This is a genomic window from Georgenia muralis (genome assembly GCF_003814705.1).
GTDB lineage: Bacteria > Actinomycetota > Actinomycetes > Actinomycetales > Actinomycetaceae > Georgenia > Georgenia muralis.
In genome coordinates this window covers 2,608,134-2,627,349 of the sequence record NZ_RKRA01000001.1, presented here as the reverse complement: position 1 = coordinate 2,627,349, position 19,216 = coordinate 2,608,134, and the positions used below count along the sequence as shown (strand labels likewise).

The 19,216-nt window shown below is 73.3% G+C and carries 14 protein-coding genes; 3 read left to right on the top strand and 11 right to left on the bottom strand.

The window, feature by feature from the left end; translation table 11 throughout:
* Positions 1 to 59: 59 nt before the first annotated feature.
* The 3 genes from EDD32_RS11835 to pgsA all read right to left on the bottom strand — a co-directional run bounded on the left by EDD32_RS11835 (position 60) and on the right by pgsA (position 1,752).
* Complete coding sequence (locus tag EDD32_RS11835; protein ID WP_123917727.1) at positions 60 to 365, bottom strand: helix-turn-helix domain-containing protein; 306 nt, start codon at positions 363 to 365, stop codon at positions 60 to 62.
* A gap of 215 nt (positions 366 to 580) precedes the next feature.
* Complete coding sequence (locus tag EDD32_RS11830) at positions 581 to 1,123, bottom strand: CinA family protein (RefSeq protein WP_211338808.1); 543 nt, start codon at positions 1,121 to 1,123, stop codon at positions 581 to 583.
* Positions 1,124 to 1,125: 2 nt separating this feature from the next.
* Entirely contained in the window at positions 1,126 to 1,752 is a 627-nt protein-coding gene (pgsA, locus tag EDD32_RS11825) for a CDP-diacylglycerol--glycerol-3-phosphate 3-phosphatidyltransferase (RefSeq protein WP_246006107.1), read from the bottom strand.
* 110 nt (positions 1,753 to 1,862) lie between these two features.
* Between pgsA and EDD32_RS11820 the strand changes: the two genes are divergently transcribed.
* A complete protein-coding gene (locus EDD32_RS11820) occupies positions 1,863 to 3,197 on the top strand; it encodes a CapA family protein (RefSeq protein ID WP_123917725.1) in 1,335 nt (444 codons plus the stop codon).
* 62 nt (positions 3,198 to 3,259) lie between these two features.
* Here the strand turns inward: EDD32_RS11820 and EDD32_RS11815 are convergent, their stop codons facing one another.
* From EDD32_RS11815 to dapA, 3 genes are all read right to left on the bottom strand, one after another.
* Positions 3,260 to 5,911, bottom strand: coding sequence for a DNA translocase FtsK (locus tag EDD32_RS11815; protein WP_123917723.1), 2,652 nt, complete (start codon positions 5,909 to 5,911; stop codon positions 3,260 to 3,262).
* Between the two features lie 106 nt (positions 5,912 to 6,017).
* Positions 6,018 to 7,703 carry a ribonuclease J gene (locus EDD32_RS11810; protein WP_123917721.1) on the bottom strand — a complete coding sequence of 562 codons (1,686 nt, stop codon included), beginning with the start codon at positions 7,701 to 7,703 and terminating at the stop codon, positions 6,018 to 6,020.
* Positions 7,704 to 7,812: 109 nt separating this feature from the next.
* Positions 7,813 to 8,730 carry a 4-hydroxy-tetrahydrodipicolinate synthase gene (gene dapA, locus EDD32_RS11805; RefSeq protein WP_123917719.1) on the bottom strand — a complete coding sequence of 306 codons (918 nt, stop codon included), beginning with the start codon at positions 8,728 to 8,730 and terminating at the stop codon, positions 7,813 to 7,815.
* Positions 8,731 to 8,851: 121 nt separating this feature from the next.
* On the opposite strand from dapA, the gene EDD32_RS11800 reads away from it, so the two are divergent.
* Positions 8,852 to 9,598, top strand: a complete 747-nt coding sequence (locus EDD32_RS11800) for a GNAT family N-acetyltransferase (protein WP_123917717.1) — start codon at positions 8,852 to 8,854, stop codon at positions 9,596 to 9,598.
* A 7-nt stretch (positions 9,599 to 9,605) separates the two neighbouring features.
* Here EDD32_RS11800 and EDD32_RS11795 read toward each other — a convergent pair whose 3' ends face one another.
* The 3 genes from EDD32_RS11795 to EDD32_RS11785 all read right to left on the bottom strand — a co-directional run bounded on the left by EDD32_RS11795 (position 9,606) and on the right by EDD32_RS11785 (position 14,626).
* Positions 9,606 to 11,312 (bottom strand): BCCT family transporter, encoded by a 1,707-nt coding sequence (locus EDD32_RS11795; protein ID WP_246006105.1) that lies wholly within the window; start codon positions 11,310 to 11,312, stop codon positions 9,606 to 9,608.
* 89 nt (positions 11,313 to 11,401) lie between these two features.
* Complete coding sequence (gene dapB, locus EDD32_RS11790; protein ID WP_123917715.1) at positions 11,402 to 12,163, bottom strand: 4-hydroxy-tetrahydrodipicolinate reductase; 762 nt, start codon at positions 12,161 to 12,163, stop codon at positions 11,402 to 11,404.
* Positions 12,164 to 12,262: 99 nt separating this feature from the next.
* Complete coding sequence (locus EDD32_RS11785; protein ID WP_123917713.1) at positions 12,263 to 14,626, bottom strand: glycoside hydrolase family 3 protein; 2,364 nt, start codon at positions 14,624 to 14,626, stop codon at positions 12,263 to 12,265.
* A gap of 171 nt (positions 14,627 to 14,797) precedes the next feature.
* Between EDD32_RS11785 and EDD32_RS11780 the strand changes: the two genes are divergently transcribed.
* Positions 14,798 to 15,427 (top strand): alpha/beta hydrolase family protein, encoded by a 630-nt coding sequence (locus EDD32_RS11780; RefSeq protein ID WP_123917711.1) that lies wholly within the window; start codon positions 14,798 to 14,800, stop codon positions 15,425 to 15,427.
* A gap of 12 nt (positions 15,428 to 15,439) precedes the next feature.
* Here EDD32_RS11780 and EDD32_RS11775 read toward each other — a convergent pair whose 3' ends face one another.
* Positions 15,440 to 16,858, bottom strand: a complete 1,419-nt coding sequence (locus tag EDD32_RS11775; protein ID WP_123917709.1) for a M16 family metallopeptidase — start codon at positions 16,856 to 16,858, stop codon at positions 15,440 to 15,442.
* A 3-nt stretch (positions 16,859 to 16,861) separates the two neighbouring features.
* Complete coding sequence (locus EDD32_RS11770; protein ID WP_123917707.1) at positions 16,862 to 19,204, bottom strand: polyribonucleotide nucleotidyltransferase; 2,343 nt, start codon at positions 19,202 to 19,204, stop codon at positions 16,862 to 16,864.
* Positions 19,205 to 19,216: the final 12 nt, after the last annotated feature.

Below are 19,216 nucleotides of genomic sequence, written 5' to 3'. Positions count from 1 at the left end.
GCGAGGCCTGACAGGATCTCCTGCGTCGTTCGCGCGGTCGGTGGGGCCGGCCCGCGGGATCAGCCGATCGGCTGCAGGGCGCTCTCCCGGCGGAGCAGCTCCTCGGGGACGGTGTCCGGCACGTTGACGCCCTCGCTGACCGCGACCCGGTCCGAGACCGCGCGGAGGACGAAGCTCATGGGGACGTTGAGCGCCTCGCAGATGGATGCGAGCAGCTCGGACGAGGCCTCCTTCTGGCCGCGCTCGACCTCGCTGAGATAGCCGAGGGACACGCGCGCGGCGGAGGAGACCTCACGCAGGGTGCGGCCCTGACGCTGGCGCGCGTCACGCAGCACGTCACCGATCTCGCGTCGAAGCAGGATCATCGTGCGGCCCTCCTCCCCTGCCCTCTCGGGCGTCGTCGTTCTACCGTACCCTGCCGCGTGCACAGGGTGCTGGCCAACCCTCTGGGGGCGGCCCCCTTCAGGACGACCACCGGGGCGCCGGGCGGTGCCGGCAGCGTGGCCTCCGCGGTACTGGTACTGGCTCGTGTTCCTCACCTACCGGTTCTCGGCCCCCGGGTCCGGGGCCGTCACCTCTGTCAACGGCAGGACCCGGCTCCTTGTTCCCCCCGCCGCCCGCCCTCGAGCTCCGTGGCGAGCAGGGCCAGGGCGCAACGTAGAGCAGCCTCGCGGACGACGGACCGCGTGCCGGCCAGGGCAAGGGTCCGCACGCGCTCGCCGGAGGGACCGTGGACCGCCACGACCACCGTCCCGGCAGCCCGGCCGTCGGCGGGTCCCGGGCCGGCGACGCCCGTGGTCGCCAGCGCGTGCGAGGCACCGAGCCGCGCCGCGACCCCGCGGGCCATCTGACGGGCGACCTCGGGGTGGACGGGACCGTGCACGGCGAGGAGCACGGGATCGACCCCGAGGAGCTCGGCCTTGAGGTCGGTGGCGTAGGCCACGACGGCGCCGCGCAGGACGCCGGAGACCCCGGGCACCGTCACCAGCCGGGCGGCGACCGCCCCGCCCGTGAGGGACTCGGCGACGGCGAGGGTGGCCCCGCGCCCCGCGAGGAGACGGACCAGCCGCTCGGTGCTCCCCGCGCCGGCCGGAGCGCGCGCGTGCGGGCCGCGGGTGCGCACGGTCAGGCCGAGGGGTCCCGCTCGCCGGCCCGCTCCTGGCCGCGGACGATCTGCAGTGCCTTGAGGACGTAGTCGATCCCGGTGAGCAGGGTCACGGCCACGGTCGCCAGCACGACGATCCACGCGAGCAGGTCGATGAAGTCCGCGACCCCGCTGGGCACGAACGCGTGCCACGGCACCAGCAGCATGAGGATGAAGACGACCTGCAGGGTGGTCTTGAGCTTGCCCCCGCGCGAGGCGGCCATGACGTAGTCGCGGCGCTTGAGGTACGAGCGCAGCGCGGTGATCCCCAGCTCCCGCACGACGATGACGACCGTCACCCACCAGGGCAGCAGCCCGTCGAGGGACAGCAGCACCAGGGCCGTGATCACCAGCGCCTTGTCGGCGATGGGGTCGGCGAGCTTGCCGAAGTCGGTGACGAGACCGCGGCTGCGGGCCAGGTGCCCGTCGAGCTTGTCGGTGGCCGCCGCGACGGCGAAGACGGCAGTCGCCCAGAGGCGGGCGGCGTCACCGTCGAGGAGGAACAGCCACGCGAAGACCGGCACCAGGACGATCCTGAGCATCGTCAGCACGTTCGCGATGTTCCACAGCGGCACGGGCTGGGCGGGCGTCGCCGAAGGGTTGGTCACGGCCCCCACCCTATGACCCCGCGGCCACCGGGGCGGCCGCAGAGCGCTCGGTCACGCGCCGCGCCGGACCCCGCCCGGTCGCGCGCGCCCGGGCGATCTATCCTTCGCCTATGGGGTTCGCCCGGCACGCCCGTCAGGAGCGGCCCCGTCGCGCCCTGCCGGTGGCCGGGGCGCTCCTCGGAGCCGGCGCCGTGACGGCGGTGCTGGTCGCGACCTCGGCCCTGAGCGGCCAGCAGCCCGACGGCGCGCCGCCGGCCCCGTCGTCCACCGCAGCGGCCACGCCGTCCGCGACACCGACCGTGCAGGGCACCGCCCCGGCCCCGGCGCCCACCACCGCGGAGCCCACCACCGCGGACCCGGCCGTCCTCACCATCCTCTCGGCCGGCGACGTCCTGCCCCACGCGGCCGTCAACCGCATGGCCCAGCGCCCCGACGGCACGTACGACTTCGCCCCGCTCATGGCCGCGGCGCGCCCGTGGACCGAGGGCGCCGACCTCGCGCTGTGCTCCCTCGAGGTCCCGCTGGCCCCACCGGGCGAGGCCGTCACGGCCTACCCGATGTTCGGCGCCCCGTCGGAGCTGGTCCCCGGCCTGGAGTCGCTGGGGTGGGACGGGTGCGCCACGGCGACCAACCACTCGATGGACCGGGGCACGGCCGGGGTCTTCCACACCCTCGACATGCTCGAGGCGGCGGGCATGGGGGCGGTCGGCACCGCGCGGACCGCCGAGGAGGCGGCCGAGCCCCAGCTCTACGTCCTCGAGCGGGCCGGCCGGGAGGTCGTGGTCGCCCACCTCGCCGCGACGACGCTCGACAACGGCCTGCCCGCGCCGCCGAGCTCGCCCTGGGCCGTCACGACCACGGCTGCCGGGGAGACCGGGGCGCTGGTGGAGCAGGCGCGGGCCGCCCGGGCCGCCGGCGCCGACCTCGTCGTGGTGAGCATGCACTGGGGCACGGAGTACGTCCACGCCCCCATCGAGGAGCAGCTGCGCATCGGCGACGAGCTCGCCGCGTCCGGGCAGGTCGACCTCGTCCTGGGCAACCACTCGCACGTCCCCCAGCCGCTGGCCCGGCTCGACGGCGGGCCGGACGGCACGGGCATGTGGGTCGCGTGGTCGATGGGCAACTTCATCTCCAACCAGGACAGCGCGTGCTGCACCATGGAGACGGCCACGGGCACCATGGTCACTGCGACGGTCACCGCGCCTCCGGAGGGCCCCGCCCGGGTCACCGACCTGGAGTGGACGGCCGTGACCGTCGACCGGGCCGGCGGCCAGCGCATCCACCCGCTCCACGAGCTGGTGGCCGGCTCCCGGCCCGACGGCCTGTCCCTCGCGCCGGAGACGATCGCGGCGCGGGCCGCCCGGGTCGCCGAGGTGATGGCCGAGCCCGAGCGGACCGACCCGCCCGAGCCGACGGGGCCCGAGCCCGAGGTCCTGCCCCGCTGAGGGCTCTGCCCCGGGCGGAGCGCCGCTGAGGGTTCCGCCCCCGGCGGGGCGCCGGCCGCCGACTACCGCCCGGTCAGCTCCCAGGCGTCCTCGCCGCCGTCGACGTCGTCGTAGAAGTCCTCGGCCACGGCGGCAGGACCGTGTCCGGCGACCCCGTCGGCGTAGCGGTCTGCCCCGTCGTGGGCCGGCCCGACCTCCGCGGCCGGCCCGTCGTCGTCCTCGGGCGGGGGTTCCTCGCCGCGCAGGAGAGCCAGCGTGGCGGGCAGGTCGTCGGGCTGGACGAGGACCTCGCGGGCCTTCGAGCCCTCCGACGGGCCCACGACCTCGCGGGACTCGAGCAGGTCCATGAGCCGGCCCGCCTTGGCGAAGCCCACGCGCAGCTTGCGCTGGAGCATGGAGGTGGAACCGAACTGCGTCGTCACCACCAGCTCGGCCGCTTGCAGGAGCAGGTCGAGGTCGTCGCCGATGTCCTCGTCGACCTGCTTCTTGACCACCGGCGCGATGACGTCCTCGCGGTAGGTGGGCCGCAGCTGGGTCTTGACGTGGTCCACGACGGCGTGGATCTCGGACTCGGTGACCCACGCACCCTGCACGCGCATGGGCTTGGAGGAGCCCATGGGCAGGAACAGCGCGTCACCCTGTCCGATGAGCTTCTCCGCGCCCGGCTGGTCGAGGACGACCCGGGAGTCGGCCAGGGAGGAGGTGGCGAAGGCGAGCCGGGACGGGACGTTGGCCTTGATGAGGCCGGTGACGACGTCGACCGAGGGACGCTGGGTGGCGAGGACGAGGTGGATGCCCGCGGCGCGGGCGAGCTGGGTGATGCGCTGGATGGAGGCCTCGACGTCGCGCGGGGCCACCATCATGAGGTCCGCGAGCTCGTCGACGATGACCAGCAGGTAGGGGTACGGCGCGATCTTGCGCTCGCTGCCCGGCAGCGGCTTGACCTTGCCCGAGCGCACCCCGGTGTTGAAGTCGTCGATGTGCTTGTAGCCGAACGCGGACAAGTCGTCGTAGCGGGCGTCCATCTCCCGGACCACCCACTCCAGCGCCTCCGCGGCCTTCTTGGGGCTGGTGATGATCGGGGTGATGAGGTGCGGGATGCCCTCGTAGATCGTCAGCTCCACCCGCTTGGGGTCCACGAGGATCATGCGCACCTCCTCGGGGGTGGAGCGCATCATGATCGAGGTGATCATGGAGTTGACGAAGCTCGACTTGCCGGCGCCCGTGGCGCCCGCGACGAGCAGGTGCGGCATCTTGGCCAGGTTGGCCACGACGTAGCCGCCCTCGACGTCCTTGCCCACCCCCACGACCAGGGGGTGCTCGCTGCGCCGCGCCACCGACGAGCGCAGGACGTCGCCCAGCGCGACCGTCTCGCGGTCGGCGTTGGGGATCTCGACGCCGATCGCGGACTTGCCGGGGATCGGCGAGAGGATGCGCACGTCGGCGCTGGCCACGGCGTAGGCGATGTTGCGGCTCAGCGCCGTGATCCGCTCGACCTTGACGCCCGGGCCGAGCTCGAGCTCGTAGCGGGTGACCGTCGGACCCCGGGAGAAGCCGGTGACCGTGGCGTCGACCGAGAACTCGGTGAGGACCTGGGTGAGGGACTCCACCACCCGGTCGTTGACCGCCGAGCGCACCTTGTGCGGCGCGCCCTTGATGAGGACGTCGTCGGCGGGCAGGGTGTAGATCACGTCGGGGGCGAGCTCGAGCTGCTCGGCCCGGGACGGCAGCGGCTGCGTCGGGGGTGCGGTGAGCTCCGCGGGCTCCGGCTCGGCCGGGGCGGTGTCGGCCCCGCGCGGCTCGTCGGCGGGCGCACGCTCGTCGGGCCGGGCGAAGGCCTCGTCGGCCTGGTAGGCGCCGGGGACGACCTCGGGTGCCTCCTCCGCCCGGGGCTTGCCGCGGCGGCGCCGCGGGGCGGGCGGGCGGTGCGTGCCGTCGGCCGCGACGAGCTCGGCCGTGGGCGCGTCGTCGACGGCGACGTCGCGCGGCCGGCCCAGGAGCCAGCCCCTCGCCGAGCGCAGCCGGCCCGGCACCGCGGAGACGGGGGTGGCGCTGAGCACGAGGAGGCCGAAGACGGCGAGGAGCACGAGCAGCGGCACGGCCCCCCAGGGTGAGAGCAGCACCGTCAGCGGGGTGCCGAGGAGCCAGCCGAGGAGCCCGCCGGCGGACTCCACCGCGGCGAAGTCGTCGGAGGGCGAGGGCAGCCCGGAGGCGATGTGGATGAGGCCCGTGGCGGCGCCGGTGACGCCCGCGATCCCGATCGACACGCGCGCGTTGGCCTGCGTGCGCTCGGGGTGGCGCATGAGCCGCACCGCCATCGCGACGAGCACGACCGGCAGGAACACCCCGAGCAGGCCCACCACCCCGGCCGCGACGTGGTGGATGACGTCACCGGCGGTGCCGGACAGCGCGAACCACTCCCGCAGCGCGACCACGATCGCCACGGCGAGGAGGAGGAAGGCCAGGCCGTCGCGCCGGTGCACCGGGTCGAGGCCCTTCGCCCCGGACCCGACGCTGCGCGCGGTTCCTCCCACCAGGTGTGCTCCCGTCATCCAGATGCCGCGGACAAGTCGTAGCGGGAACGGGGGTCTCCTGGGGCGCTGCGCAGCCGCCGACCCGCCGCCCCGCCCGCTCCTGCCGCCGCGTGAACCGCGTGCGGAGGAGCCGCGTGCCGCCGAGGCCGACCGTCCGGGGGAAGTCGTACGGGTAGCCATGGTGGTCCCACGGTAGCCCGGCCGCGCTCCGGCGGCGCGCCCGCCGCGCCGGGCGCCGCCCGGAGGTGGGCCACCGGCCGCGGCGGGGCGCAGGCGGGCCTGTCGGTCAGGCCTCGATGACGGTGGGGATGATCATCGGGCTGCGGCGCAGGCGCTTGGCGGTCCAGCGACCCACGACGCGGCGCATCGTCTGCTGCATCTGGTGGGTGTCGGCGTTGCCGCGGCCGACGACCTCGGCGAGCGCCTCGCGCACGTCGGGCAGGATCGCGTCGAAGACGGAGTCGTCCTCCGCCATGCCGCGGGCCTGGATGTGCGGGCCGGTGAGCACCTTCCCGGTGGCGGTGTCGACCACGGCGAAGATCGAGATGAAGCCCTCCTCGCCGAGGATCCGCCGGTCCTTGAGCTCGGCGTCGGTGATCTCCCCCACGCTCGAGCCGTCGACGTAGACGTACCCGCACGGGACGGCACCGGCGATGCGGGCCCGGCCGTCGAGGAGGTCGACGACGACGCCGTCCTCGGCGAGCACGACCCGCTCGGCGGGCACCCCGGTCTGGACCGCGATCGCGCCGTTGGCCACGAGGTGGCGGATCTCGCCGTGCACCGGCATGACGTTCCTGGGCCGGACGATGTTGTAGCAGTACAGCAGCTCCCCGGCGCTGGCGTGGCCGGAGACGTGCACCTTGGCGTTGCCCTGGTGGACGACCTTGGCACCGAGCCGCATGAGGCCGTTGATGACGCGGAAGACCGAGTTCTCGTTGCCGGGGATGAGCGAGCTGGCGAAGATCACCGTGTCGCCCGGGCCCACCGAGACCCGGTGGTCGCGGTTGGCGATCCGGCTCAGCGCGGCCATGGGTTCGCCCTGGGACCCGGTGGCCATGAGGACGGTCCGGGACGGGGCGTGGTCGTCGATGCGCTTGACGTCGATGAGGGTGTTCGGCGGCACCTTGAGGTAGCCCAGGTCCGCCGCGATCGTCATGTTGCGCACCATCGACCGGCCCACCAGGGCCACCTTGCGGTCGTGGAGGGCGGCGGCGTCGAGCACCTGCTGGACCCGGTGGACGTGGGAGGCGAAGCTCGCCACGACGATCTGCCCCTCGGCCTGGTGGAAGACGTTGTCCAGGACCGGGCCGATGTCGCGCTCGTGGGCCGTGAACCCGGGCACCTCGGCGTTGGTCGAGTCGACCATGAACAGGTCCACGCCCTCCTCGCCGAGGCGGGCGAAGGCACGCAGGTCGGTGATGCGGTCGTCCAGCGGGAGCTGGTCCATCTTGAAGTCGCCGGTGTGCAGGACGTTGCCGGCGGCCGTGCGGATCATCACCGCGAGCGCGTCCGGGATGGAGTGGTTCACGGCGACGAACTCGAGGGTGAAAGGGCCGACCTGCTCGACCTGCCCCTCCTTGACGACCAGGGTCACCGGCGGGATCCGGTGCTCCTTGAGCTTGGCCTCGATGAACGCCAGGGTCAGCTGGGAGCCGATGAGCGGGATGTCGTCGCGCAGGCGCAGGAGGTAGGGCACCGCGCCGATGTGGTCCTCGTGCCCGTGGGTGAGCACGACGGCCTCGATGTCGTCGAGCCGGTCGGCGATGTAGTCGAAGTCGGGGAGGATGAGGTCCACGCCGGGCTGGTGGTCCTCGGGGAACAGGACCCCGCAGTCGACGACGAGCAGCCTGCCCGCGTGCTCGAAGACGGTCATGTTCCGGCCGACCTCGCCCAGGCCCCCGAGCGGGACGATGCGCAGGCCCCCGGCGGGGATCGGACCGGGCAGGGACAGCTCTGGGTGCGGATGACTCACGCGGACATCTTGCCAGCGATGGCCCGGCGGCGGCTCCCCGGAGCACGGGCGAGACCTCGACCGGCCGCCGTGCCCGCCGGGCTGACCGCCTCGCGGCCGGACGGGGGTCTCAGGCGGTGAGGACGCCCTCGCTGCGCAGCACCGCGGCGAGGGCGTCGACCTCGGCGGCGGAGGCCTGCACGAGCGGCAGGCGCACCGTGGCCGTGGGGATGACCCCGAGCAGCTGCAGGGCGTGCTTGGACATGACGGCACCCTGGCCGCCGCCCATGAGCGCGGCGACGAGCGGCCGCAGGCGGGCGGCGACGTCCCGGGCCACGGGCAGGTCGCCGGCGTCGACCGCGCGCACCATCTCCGCGTACGACCCGGCGGCGACGTGGCCGACGACGGAGATGACCCCGGAGGCGCCGTGCGCGAGCCAGTCGAAGTTGAGGGAGTCGTCGCCGGAGTAGAACTCCAGGCCCGTGCGGGCCATCCGCTCGAACCCCTGGGGCACGTCACCGGTGGCGTCCTTGACGCCCTTGACCCGGGGGTGCTCGGCCAGCCGGTCGAGGGTCTCGTCGCCGATGGCGACGCCGGTCCGGCCCGGGATGTCGTAGAGGATCACCGGCAGGTCGACGGCGTCGGCGACCGCCTTGATGTGCTGGTAGACCCCCTCCTGCGAGGGCCTGTTGTAGTACGGGGCGAGGACGAGGAGCCCGTGCGCCCCGGAGCGCTGCGCCCCCTGCGCGATCCGCACGGCGTGCGCGGTGTCGTTCGAGCCGGCCCCGCCGATGACCATCGCCCGGTCGCCCACCGCGTCGACGACGGCGCGGACGAGCTCGTCCTTCTCGGGCTGGTGCGTCGTGGGGGACTCCCCCGTGGTGCCGTGCAGGACGAGGGCGTCGCAGCCGTCGTCGACGAGCTTGACCGCCACGGCCACACCGGCGTCGACGTCGATCGAGCCGTCGTCGTGGAAGGGGGTGACCATCGCCGTCGCCACCGACCCGAAGGTCCGCGAGGGCAGGCGGGGGTCGTTCGTGTCAGCCATGAGACCGAACGGTAGCGTCCGCGTCCGACCGCGGCGCCCGGGGGCCCACATCGTGGCGTGGCCCGGCCGCCCCGCGCGGCCCGGCCACCGGGGCGTGGGCCGGTCCGCGTAACCTGGGCGGGTGAGCACCCCCGGCGTCCCAGGCCCGCACGACGACGTCCTCGCGGGCCTGAGCGACCCGCACGCGGGGCACGGCCACGACGACCCCCTGCGTCCCACCTCCGACGTCTCGGTGCGCCCGGCGCTCCCCGAGGACGCCGCGGCCCTCGGTGACGTCCACGCCAGGACCCTGCGCGCCACCCTGGCCGCCGGGACCGGGGCCGACCTGCCCGCCGACGTCGCCGGGGCGGTCGACCCGGAGGCCCTCGCCGCGGCGTGGTCGGCGGCGATCGTCTCACCGCCCACCCGCGCGCACCGCGTGCTCACCGCCCTGGCCGGCGGGCAGGTGGTGGGCTTCGCCGCGTTCGCGCCCGCGACCGACCCGGTCGAGGTCACGCCCGCGCGGGACGCCGAGGCCGTCGCCGACGACGCAACGGCCGGCACCGACGCCCCGGCCGGCACCGACGCCCCGGCCGACACCGACGCCCCGACCGACACCGACGCCCCGACCGGGGCGGTCGCGGAGATCCTCGCGCTCGAGGTCCCGGCCGCCCACGCCCGTCGCGGTCACGGCTCGCGTCTCCTCGCCGCCTGCGCCGACCTCCTGCGCGACCAGGGGACGGCGCGGGTGCAGGTGTGGGCGGTCGAGGGTGACGAGTCGCGGGCGCGGTTCCTCGCCGAGGCCGGGTTCGCCCCGGCGGGCCTGCGCCGCCGCCTGCAGGTCGGCGCCGCCGAGCTCGTCGAGACCTGCTGGTACGCCGACCTGTGACGCTCCCTCAGCGCGACGGTGACTGGTGGAGCGGGTCCGCCTCGCCGGTGGCCGGGTGGACGGGCGCGGCCAGGGAGGTCCCGGTGTCCGGACGGCGCAGGGCGGCGCCCTCCTCGGCCCGTCGGGCGGCCTCCTCCGGCGGGAGCACCCGTCGCCACCGCTTGGTCCGCAGCAGCGGCGCCTCGCCGGCGTCCTCGCGCAACGCCGCCAGCAGCGTGTAGATCATGAGGTAGCCCATGACGAAGAACGGCAGCCCGACGACGATGATGACCTGCTGCAGGGCCGTGAGGCCCCCCGCGCCCGTGGCGCCGAGCAGGGTGGCGGCGACCGCGCCGACGGCGAGCGCCCAGAAGACCCGCTGACGCGTCGGCGCCGGGTCCTCGTGCCCGTTGGCGATGGTGTCCATGACCAGGGCGGCCGAGTCGACCGACGTCGTGAAGAAGACGACGACGAGGAGGATCGCGACGACGGAGAGGACCGTCGCGAAGGGGAACTGCTCGAGGAAGACGAACATCGCCGTGGCGACGTCGCCGTCCTCGACCACCGGCCCGACCAGGGTGCCGGGGGCGTTGCGCTCGATGTCGAAGGAGGCCCAGCCGAAGATGCCGAACCAGGCGACCGAGAACAGCACGGGAGCGGCGAGCACGCCTCCGACGAACTCCCGGATCGTGCGGCCGCGGGAGATCCGCGCGACGAAGATGCCCACGAACGGCGACCAGGAGATGGTCCACGCCCAGTAGAAGACGGTCCAGCCGCTCTGCCAGCCGCTGTCGTTGATCGTGTCGTTCCACAGCGAGAGCTCGGGCAGCGCGCCGAGGTAGCTGCCGAAGGACTCCAGCGTCCCCTTGAGGAGCAGGAGCGTGGGGCCGGTGACGAGGACGAAGAACAGCAGCCCGACGGCCACGACGATGTTGAGGTTGGACAGCCGCTTGATGCCCTTGTCCAGGCCCAGCGCCACCGAGACGATCGCGATCGACGTCACCGCGACGATGATGAGGATCTGCACGAGCCGGGACTCGTCGAGCCCGACGAGGGTCGCCAGGCCGGAGTTGATCTGCATGGTGCCCAGGCCGACCGAGACGGCCACGCCGAACATCGTGCCGACGATGGCGACGACGTCGATCGCCCGGCCGACCGGCCCGTGGATCCGCTCCCCCAGGATCGGGTGGAAGATCGAGCTCACCCGCGGCGGGAGGTTCCGCTTGTACATGAAGTACGCGAACGCCAGTCCGGGCAGGGCGAAGATCACCCAGGTGTGCAGCCCGAAGTGGTAGAGGGTGAAGTTCATCGCCTCGACGAACGCCGCCGCCGAGCCGGGTTCGACGTCCTGACGCGGCGGGTTCGCGAAGTGGTTCATGGGCTCGGCCACCGCCCAGAACATGAGGATGGTGCCGATGCCGGCGGCGAAGAGCATGCCGAACCACGTGGGTCCGGAGTGGTCGGGCGTCTCGTTCTCCGGGCCCAGCTTCACGCGCCCGTACCGGCTGGCGGCCATGTAGAGCAGGAACACGAGGAACGTGGTCACGCCGAGGATGTAGAACCAGCCGAGGTTGGCCAGGAGCCACCCGGACGCCGCCGCGAAGGCGGCGTCGACCTGGTCCGTGAAGGCGATGGTCGCGACGACGAAGGTGAGGACCACCGCCGCCGCGCCGAAGAAGATCCGGGGGCTCGTCCGGAGCCCGAGGCGGTCGTGGAGACGGGTCGCGGCGTTCACAGGGATACCTCGCGGGGTCTGGGCGGGACCACCACACGGTAGTTCGCTCCCCCGCCGCCCGCGACCGCAGGCGGCGGGGGGCGACGTGGCTACAGGTCGAGGACCTGCTCCAGCCCCACGGTCAGACCGGGCCGGTGGACGACCTCGCGGACCGCCAGCAGGACGCCCGGCATGAAGCTGGACCGGTCGAAGGAGTCGGTGCGGATCGTCAGCTGTTCGCCCGGGTTGCCGAGGAGGACCTCCTCGTGCGCCACGAGGCCGCGCAGCCGCACCGCGTGGACGTGGACGCCGTCGACGACGGCGCCGCGCGCCCCGTCGAGCTGCTTCTCGGTCGCGTCCGGGACGGGCCCCAGACCGGCCCGGGTCCTCGCCTCGGCGATGTGCCGGGCCGTGGTCAGGGCGGTCCCCGACGGGGCGTCGACCTTGTCGGGGTGGTGCAGCTCGACGACCTCCGCCGACTCGAAGAACCGGGCGGCCTGCCGGGCGAAGCTCATGGCGAGCACCGCGGAGAGGGCGAAGTTGGGGGCGATCAGGACCCCGAGCCCGTCCGGGCGCCCGGCGTTGACCTTCTCGAGGTGGTCCCGGACCCGGCCGAGCGACTCCTCCGTCCAGCCGGTCGTGCCGACGACGACGTGCAGGCCCGCGTCGAGGAGTGCGTGGACGTTGGCCTCGGTGACGGCCGGGACGGTGAAGTCGACGGCCACCCGCGCCCGCCCGGACAGCGCGGCGAGGTCGTCACCGACGTCGGCGCGCACCGTGAGGTCGAGGTCCGGGGCCGCGTCGACGGCCGAGCAGACCGTCCGGCCCATGCGCCCGGCGGCGCCCACCACTGCCACAGCGAGAGAGGTCATGGCGTCGAAGCGTAGTCGCACGGCGAGCCCCCACCCGGCTCGGGTGGGGGCTCGCCGTCGATCACCTACCGCCGGCCCGGACGGCCGGCGTCGTGCGGGTCAGCTGTCGTACGTGAGGCCGAAGCCGTACGGGAACAGGGCCCCGTCCGCCGTCTCCTCGTACCCGGGCAGGTCGCTGTACTGCTCCTCCACGGCCAGCCGGGAGGCCGGCAGCGCGAAGGGCAGCCGACCCTGCGGCGCGAACTCGCCGGACAGGACGTCCAGGAGTGCACGGTCGGTGGACCCGAAGTTCGCGAGGATGGCGCCGGCGTCCCGCAGGCCGGAGGCCTCGTCCAGCACGTACGGCTGACGGAAGTAGACGTCCAGCACGACGTTCTCGGCACCGACCTCGTCCATGACCGCCTGGATGGTGTCCAGCGAGGGCGTGATCGTCCAGGACTGCGCCTCGGCCATGCCGGTGAAGTCGAGAATGCTCGACTCCCACGGGTAGGAGCCACCGAAGCGCAGGCCGTTGTCCGTGCATGAGGAGGCGCCGTAGGCGACGCACGCGTCCGCGGCACCGTAGGGGCTCTGCCCGTCCAGCCCCAGGGCGCCGTCCCAGACGATCGGGCTGAGGTCGTCCTCGTTCAGGCCCGTGGCGGGGTCGTTGCTGCGGTAGGCGCCGGTGCCCGTGTTGTTCACGGTGACGGAGATGACGGCGGCGTCGCTGCCCTCGGCGCTCGGCCGGTCCGCGGGGTCGGCCGTGTTGCCGTCGGTGACGTCGTACCCGTACTCCTGGGCCGTCGCGGCGCTGACGTTGCCGAGGACGTAGAGGCTCGAACCCGTCTCGAGCGGGAGGAGCGTGTCGCCGTCGACCTCGGTGTTCTGCAGGAGCACGGCGGACCGGCGCTGCAGGTCGAGGGCGGTCGCGCGGTTCTCGTCGTTGCCGACCGTGGCCGTGGCCACCTCGGGGTCGACGTACGGGTTCTCGAAGAGGCCCATCTCGAACATCGGCGCCAGGAGCCGCTCGGCGGCGAGGGTCACGCGCTCCTCGCTGACGAGACCGTCCGCGACGAGATCGGTGATGGTCGCGACGTCGTGGAAGCCCGACAGGGTGTCGGTACCACCGTTGATCGCGGCAGCCACCCGCTCGGGGATGGTGGCCTCCTCGAAGCCCCAGGCCCGGTCGTTGATGATGCCGGTGTCGGAGTTGACGTAGCCGGCGAAGCCCATCTGCTCGCGCAGGAGGCCGTTGACGATCTGGTCGGAGAACGCCATGCCGACCTCGTCGTAGTCGATGCCCTCGTAGCTGACGTCCATCGGCACGCCGTAGTACGGCATGATCGACGAGACGCCGGCCTCGATGGCCGCCTCGAAGGGCTTGAGGTGGTAGCCGAAGGCGTCACCGGGGTACACCTGGGTCTTGCCGAACGCGTAGTGCGGGTCCAGGCCGAGCTCCTGCGGGCCGCCACCCGGGAAGTGCTTCATGGTCAGGGCGACCGCGGTCTCCGGGCTCAGGGAGTTCCCGTCGGCACCGACGGGCCCCTGGAGCGTCTCGACCAGCTCGCCCATGATGTTGGCCCCGAGGTCGGCGTCCTCGGTGAACGTCTCGTGGGTGCGGTACCAGCGCGGCTCGGTCGACAGGTCGGCCATGTAGCCGTACATGCCTCGCAGACCGATGGAGGCCCACTCGTCGGCCATGACGCCGGCGAAGTCGTCGACGACGCTCATGTCGCCGTCGGTGGCCTCACCGGTGGCCAGCGCCTGCTCGCCCAGGGCGGCGGCGGCGATGCCGGCCTCTTTCGGGAAGGCGCTGAACGCGCCGGCGGACTCGTTGATGCCGGCTCGCGCCTGCGGGTCGATGTGGTTGCGGGCGTTGGACTTGTACAGGACCGGGATCCCCAGGCGGGTTCCCTCCGAGACCTCCTGCACCCGGTTCATGAAGGTGGCGGCATCCGCAGGGGTCAGGCGCGTGGAGGCCTGGAACCCGCCGCCGGGCGCCCCGCAGACAGCCTCGTCGCTGACGACGTTGCGGAAGATGAGCCGGTGCATGTTCTGGTTGTCGATGTAGTCGAGGCCGGTGGCGGAGACGCTCGCGACGTCGCCGTCGATGCACTCGGCGTTGAGCGTGTCGATGAGCATGAGGCCGGCCTTCTCCTCGAGCGTCATCTGCCCGACGAGGTCGGCGACACGCACGTCGACGTGCTCGCGCCAGTCCTCGTACGGGTCGAGCTTGTTGTTCCCGTTGAGGTCCTTGAACTTCTCCCCCTCCTTGAGGAGGATCCGCTTGACCCGCGCCTCGACCGGTGCGGTGTCCCACGCGACACCTCCGGCCTGTGAGTGGGTCGGGGGTTTGCCCTGGTTGTCGGGCGCGTCTCCTGAAGGGGCGGCGACGGCGCCGACCCCGACGGAAAGGGTGAGGGGGATGGCGACGGCGAGGCCGACGAGGCCTCTCCTGCGCGTCGCGCGGGCAGAGCTGGTCATCAACCGGTCTCCTTTGAACTCGGTGGCGGGCGGGCGCAGCGTGCCTCCGGCCCGACCGGCGCCGACAGCGCGGCACCGGGTCCCGGGAAACGCCCGGGACGAGGCGACCCTCGCCCACGTCCGAACGGTGCGGCAAACGGTTGCCATCAGTTGCCCCGCCTACCATGACGGATGTCCTCAGCGCTTCCGACCGACGTCCTGGACGTCGGGACACTCCATGGACCCGCCCGTGTCCACCTCACGGTCCCGGCCCGCGCCGTCGCGGCCCTGCTCCTCGGGCACGGGGCCGGCGGCGGGGTCGACGCCCCGGACCTGCGGGCGGCGAGCGAGGCCGCAGCCCGTCTCGGGCTGGCGGTCGGGCTCGTGGAGCAGCCCTACCGGGTGGCCGGGCGCCGGGCGCCCGCGCCCGCGCGCCACCTCGACGCCGCGTGGACCGCGGTGGCCGACCACCTCCGGTCGGGCCCCCTCGCCGGGCTGGCGCTGGTGGTCGGCGGGCGGTCCTCGGGTGCCCGGGTGGCCTGCCGGACGGCGGCGGCCACGGGGGCCGTGGCCGTGCTGTGTCTGGCCTTCCCGGTGCGGCCACCGGGCCGTCCGGACGCGCCCGACCGGCTCGGCGAGCTCGACGCCGTCGGCGTGCCCACCCTGGTGGTCCAGGGTGAGCGCGACGCGTTCGGCGTGCCCCCCGGTGCGCCCGGACGCGACGTCGTCGTGGTCGCCGGCGACCACGGCCTCAAGAAGGACCTCGCCGCCGTGGCGGCGGCCGTGGCGCAGTGGCTCCCCCGCGTCGTGGGCCCGCGGTGAGGAGCCGAACCGTCAGCCGGCAGTGAGGAGCCGGGCCGCGAGGTCGTCGTCGAACGGACCCACGACGACGAGGGAGCGTGGCGCGGCGGCCAGCTCGGCGGCGAGGTCGCGCACCTGCCGGGCCGTCACCGCGGAGATCTGCTCGATCATCTCGTCCAGGCTGGTGAGCTCGCCGTGGACGATCTCCGCACGGCCCAGGCGGGCCATCCGCGAGCCGTTGTCCTCCAGGCCGAGGACGAGGTTCCCCCGCAGCTGCCCCACCCCACGGGCGAGCTCCTCGGGGGTGATGCCGTCGGCGGCCAGCCGCTCCCACTCGGCGACGAGCAGCTGGACGACCTGCTCGACGTTGCCCGGTGCGCAGCCGGCGTAGAGGCCGAAGGTGCCGGCCTCGGCGTAGGACGAGGCGAAGGCGTAGGTGGAGTAGGCCAGGCCCCGCTTCTCACGGATCTCCTGGAACAGCCGCGAGCTCATCCCGCCGCCCAGGACGGTGGTGAGCACGGACAGGGTGTACCGGCGCTCGTCGCCCGCCTGGATGCCGCGCCCACCGAGGAGGACGTTGGCCTGCTCCGTGGGGCGCCGCACCGTGGCGGCCGTGCCCGTGGTGGGCAGCAGGGCCGACTCGGGGCCGGGCACGACGACGGCGCCGGAGCCCGGCACGTCGATGCCGCGGGCGTGGGCCGCCGCCGCGCCGTGACGGCGCGCCGCCGGGACGGCCGCGGGGTCGAGGGTCCAGCCGCCCGCGCGGACGGCGGCGACGACCTGGGTGCACAGCGCGTCGTGGTCGACGCTGCCGGCGGCGGTGACGACGAGCTCACGCGGGACGTAGGTGCGCCGGTAGTGCTCGAGGACGGCCTCGCGCGGGACGGCCCGGATGGTCTCGGGGGTCCCGCCGATGGGACGGCCGAGGGGGTGGTCCCCCAGCACGGCGGTGGTGAAGCGCTCGTGGGCGACGTCGACGGGGTCGTCGTCGTTCATCGCGAGCTCTTCGAGGATGACGCCCCGCTCGGTCTCGAGCTCGCCCGGGTCGATGAGGGAGGAGGTCACCATGTCGGCGATGACGTCCACCGCCATGGGCAGGTCGACGTCGAGGACGCGGGCGTAGTAGGAGGTGTGCTCCTTGCCGGTGGCGGCGTTGGCCTCGCCGCCGACGGCGTCGAAGGCCTCGGCGATGTCCAGGGCGGTGCGGGTCGGCGTGCCCTTGAACAGCAGGTGCTCGAGGAAGTGGGTGGAGCCGTGGTGGCCGTCGGTCTCGTCACGCGAGCCGACGGCCACCCACGCCCCCACCGCGGTGGAGCGCTGACCGGGCATCTCCTCGGTGAGGACCCTGATCCCCCCGGGCAGGACGGAGCGCCGGATGACGCTGCCGTCCTGCTCGGTGCGGACCTCGGTGCCGGGCGACCCGGCAGGACCCAGGTTCAGCGGGTGGGGCATGACTCAGGCGTCGTCCCCGGAGTCCGCGCCGCCCTCGTCGTGGCGGGTGCGGGTCCGGCGCCGGCTGCGACCGCCCTCGCGGCGCTCGGTGCGGGGAGCCTCCTCGGTGGTGGCCTCCGCGGTCTCCTCGTTCTGGTCCTCGTCGTCGGCGGGGGTGTTCTCCTCGCCCTCGACGACGGCGTGCAGCGAGAGCTTGCCGCGGGGGTCGATCTCGGCGAGCTCGACCTGGACCTTCTGCCCGACGGAGAGGACGTCCTCGACGTTCTCCACGCGCTTGCCGCCCACGAGCCGGCGGATCTGCGAGATGTGCAGCAGGCCGTCCTTGCCGGGGCTGAGCGAGACGAACGCGCCGAAGGAGGTGGTCTTGACGACCGTGCCGACGAACCGCTCGCCGATCTCGGGCATCTGCGGGTTCGCGATGGCGTTGACCGCCTGGCGGGCCGCCTCGGCCGAGGGACCGTCGGTCGCGCCGATGTAGACGGTGCCGTCGTCCTCGATCGAGATGTCCGCGCCGGTGTCCTCCTGGATCTGGTTGATCATCTTGCCCTTCGGCCCGATGACCTCGCCGATCTTGTCCACGGGGACCTTGACGGTGATGACGCGCGGGGCGGTCGCGGCCATCTCGTCGGGGGTGTCGATGGCCTCGTTCATGACGTCGAGGATGTACAGGCGCGCGTCGCGGGCCTGGGTCAGGGCCGAGGCCAGGACCGAGGCGGGGATGCCGTCGAGCTTGGTGTCGAGCTGGATGGCGGTGATGAACTCGCGCGTGCCGGCGACCTTGAAGTCCATGTCACCGAAGGCGTCCTCGGCCCCGAGGATGTCGGTCAGGGCGGCGTAGCGGGTCTCCCCGTCGACGGTGTCCGACATCAGGCCCATCGCGATGCCCGCGACGGCGGCGCGCAGCGGCACACCGGCGTTGAGCATCGACAGGGTCGAGGCGCAGACGGAGCCCATCGAGGTCGAGCCGTTGGAGCCGAGCGCCTCGGAGACCTGACGGATCGCGTAGGGGAACTCCTCGCGCGGGGGCAGGACGGGCATCAGGGCCCGCTCCGCCAGGGCGCCGTGGCCGATCTCGCGGCGCTTGGGCGAGCCCACGCGGCCGGTCTCACCGGTCGAGTAGGGCGGGAAGTTGTAGTTGTGCATGTACCGCTTGCGCGTGACCGGCGAGAGGGTGTCGAGCTGCTGCTCCATGCGGAGCATGTTCAGCGTGGTGACACCGAGGATCTGGGTCTCGCCACGCTCGAAGATCGCCGAGCCGTGCACCCGCGGCAGCACCTCGACCTCGGCGGAGAGGGTGCGGATGTCCTTGAGCCCGCGCCCGTCCATGCGCACGCCGTCCTTGAGGACGCGCTGACGCACGGCCTTCTTGGTGATGGCGCGGAACGCGGCGGAGAGCTCCTTGTCGCGTCCCTCGAAACGCTCGCCGAGCGCCTCGAGCATCCCCGCCCGGATCTCCTCCTGGCGGGACTCGCGGTCCTGCTTGCCCGGGATGGTGATCGCCTGGGCGAGGTCCGCGCTGACGTGGGCCTCGACGGCCTCGACGACGTCGTCCTGGTAGTCCAGGAACAGGGGGAACTCCGCCGTCGGCTTGGCCGAGACGGCGGCGACCTCGGACTGGGCGTCGCACAGCGCCTTGATGAAGGGCTTGGCGGCCTCGAGGCCGGCGGCGACGATCTCCTCGGTGGGGGCGGTGGCGCCGTGGTCCTTGATGAGCGTCCAGGCGTTGTCGGTCGCCTCGGCCTCGACCATCATGATCGCGACGTCGTCGCCGGCGATGCGGCCGGCCACGACCATGGAGAAGACGGCCTTCTCCAGCTCGGAGTAGCGCGGGAAGGCGACCCACTGGTCGTCGATGTAGGCGATGCGCGTGCCACCGATCGGCCCCGAGAACGGCAGGCCGGAGATCTGGGTGGACAGCGAGGCGGCGTTGATCGCCAGGACGTCGTAGGTGTCGTCCGGGTGGATGGCGAGGACGGTCTCGACGACCTGGACCTCGTTGCGCAGGCCCTTGACGAAGGTCGGGCGCAGCGGGCGGTCGATGAGCCGGCAGGCGAGGATCGCCTCGGTCGAGGGCCGGCCCTCGCGGCGGAAGAACGAGCCGGGGATCTTGCCGGCGGCGTACTGGCGCTCCTCGACGTCCACCGTGAGGGGGAAGAAGTCGAAGTGGTCCTTGGGGTGCTTGCCGACGGTCGTGGCCGACAGGACCATGGTCTCGTCGTCGAGGTAGGCCACGGCGGAGCCGGCGGCCTGACGGGCCAGGCGGCCGGTCTCGAAGCGAACGGTTCTGGTGCCGAACTTGCCGTTGTCGATGACGGCTTCTGCGGACGTGATCTCGGGACCCTCCACGGGTGCCCTCCT

Excerpts from the sequence above, each read along its gene's own strand:
- EDD32_RS11835 (WP_123917727.1), bottom strand. The coding sequence starts at position 365 with ATGATCCTGCTTCGACGCGAGATCGGTGACGTGCTGCGTGACGCGCGC.
- EDD32_RS11820 (WP_123917725.1), top strand. The coding sequence starts at position 1,863 with ATGGGGTTCGCCCGGCACGCCCGTCAGGAGCGGCCCCGTCGCGCCCTG.
- EDD32_RS11815 (WP_123917723.1), bottom strand. The coding sequence starts at position 5,911 with ATGGCTACCCGTACGACTTCCCCCGGACGGTCGGCCTCGGCGGCACGC.
- dapA (WP_123917719.1), bottom strand. The coding sequence starts at position 8,730 with ATGGCTGACACGAACGACCCCCGCCTGCCCTCGCGGACCTTCGGGTCG.
- dapB (WP_123917715.1), bottom strand. The coding sequence starts at position 12,163 with ATGACCTCTCTCGCTGTGGCAGTGGTGGGCGCCGCCGGGCGCATGGGC.
- EDD32_RS11785 (WP_123917713.1), bottom strand. The coding sequence starts at position 14,626 with ATGACCAGCTCTGCCCGCGCGACGCGCAGGAGAGGCCTCGTCGGCCTC.
- EDD32_RS11780 (WP_123917711.1), top strand. The coding sequence starts at position 14,798 with ATGTCCTCAGCGCTTCCGACCGACGTCCTGGACGTCGGGACACTCCAT.
- EDD32_RS11775 (WP_123917709.1), bottom strand. The coding sequence starts at position 16,858 with ATGCCCCACCCGCTGAACCTGGGTCCTGCCGGGTCGCCCGGCACCGAG.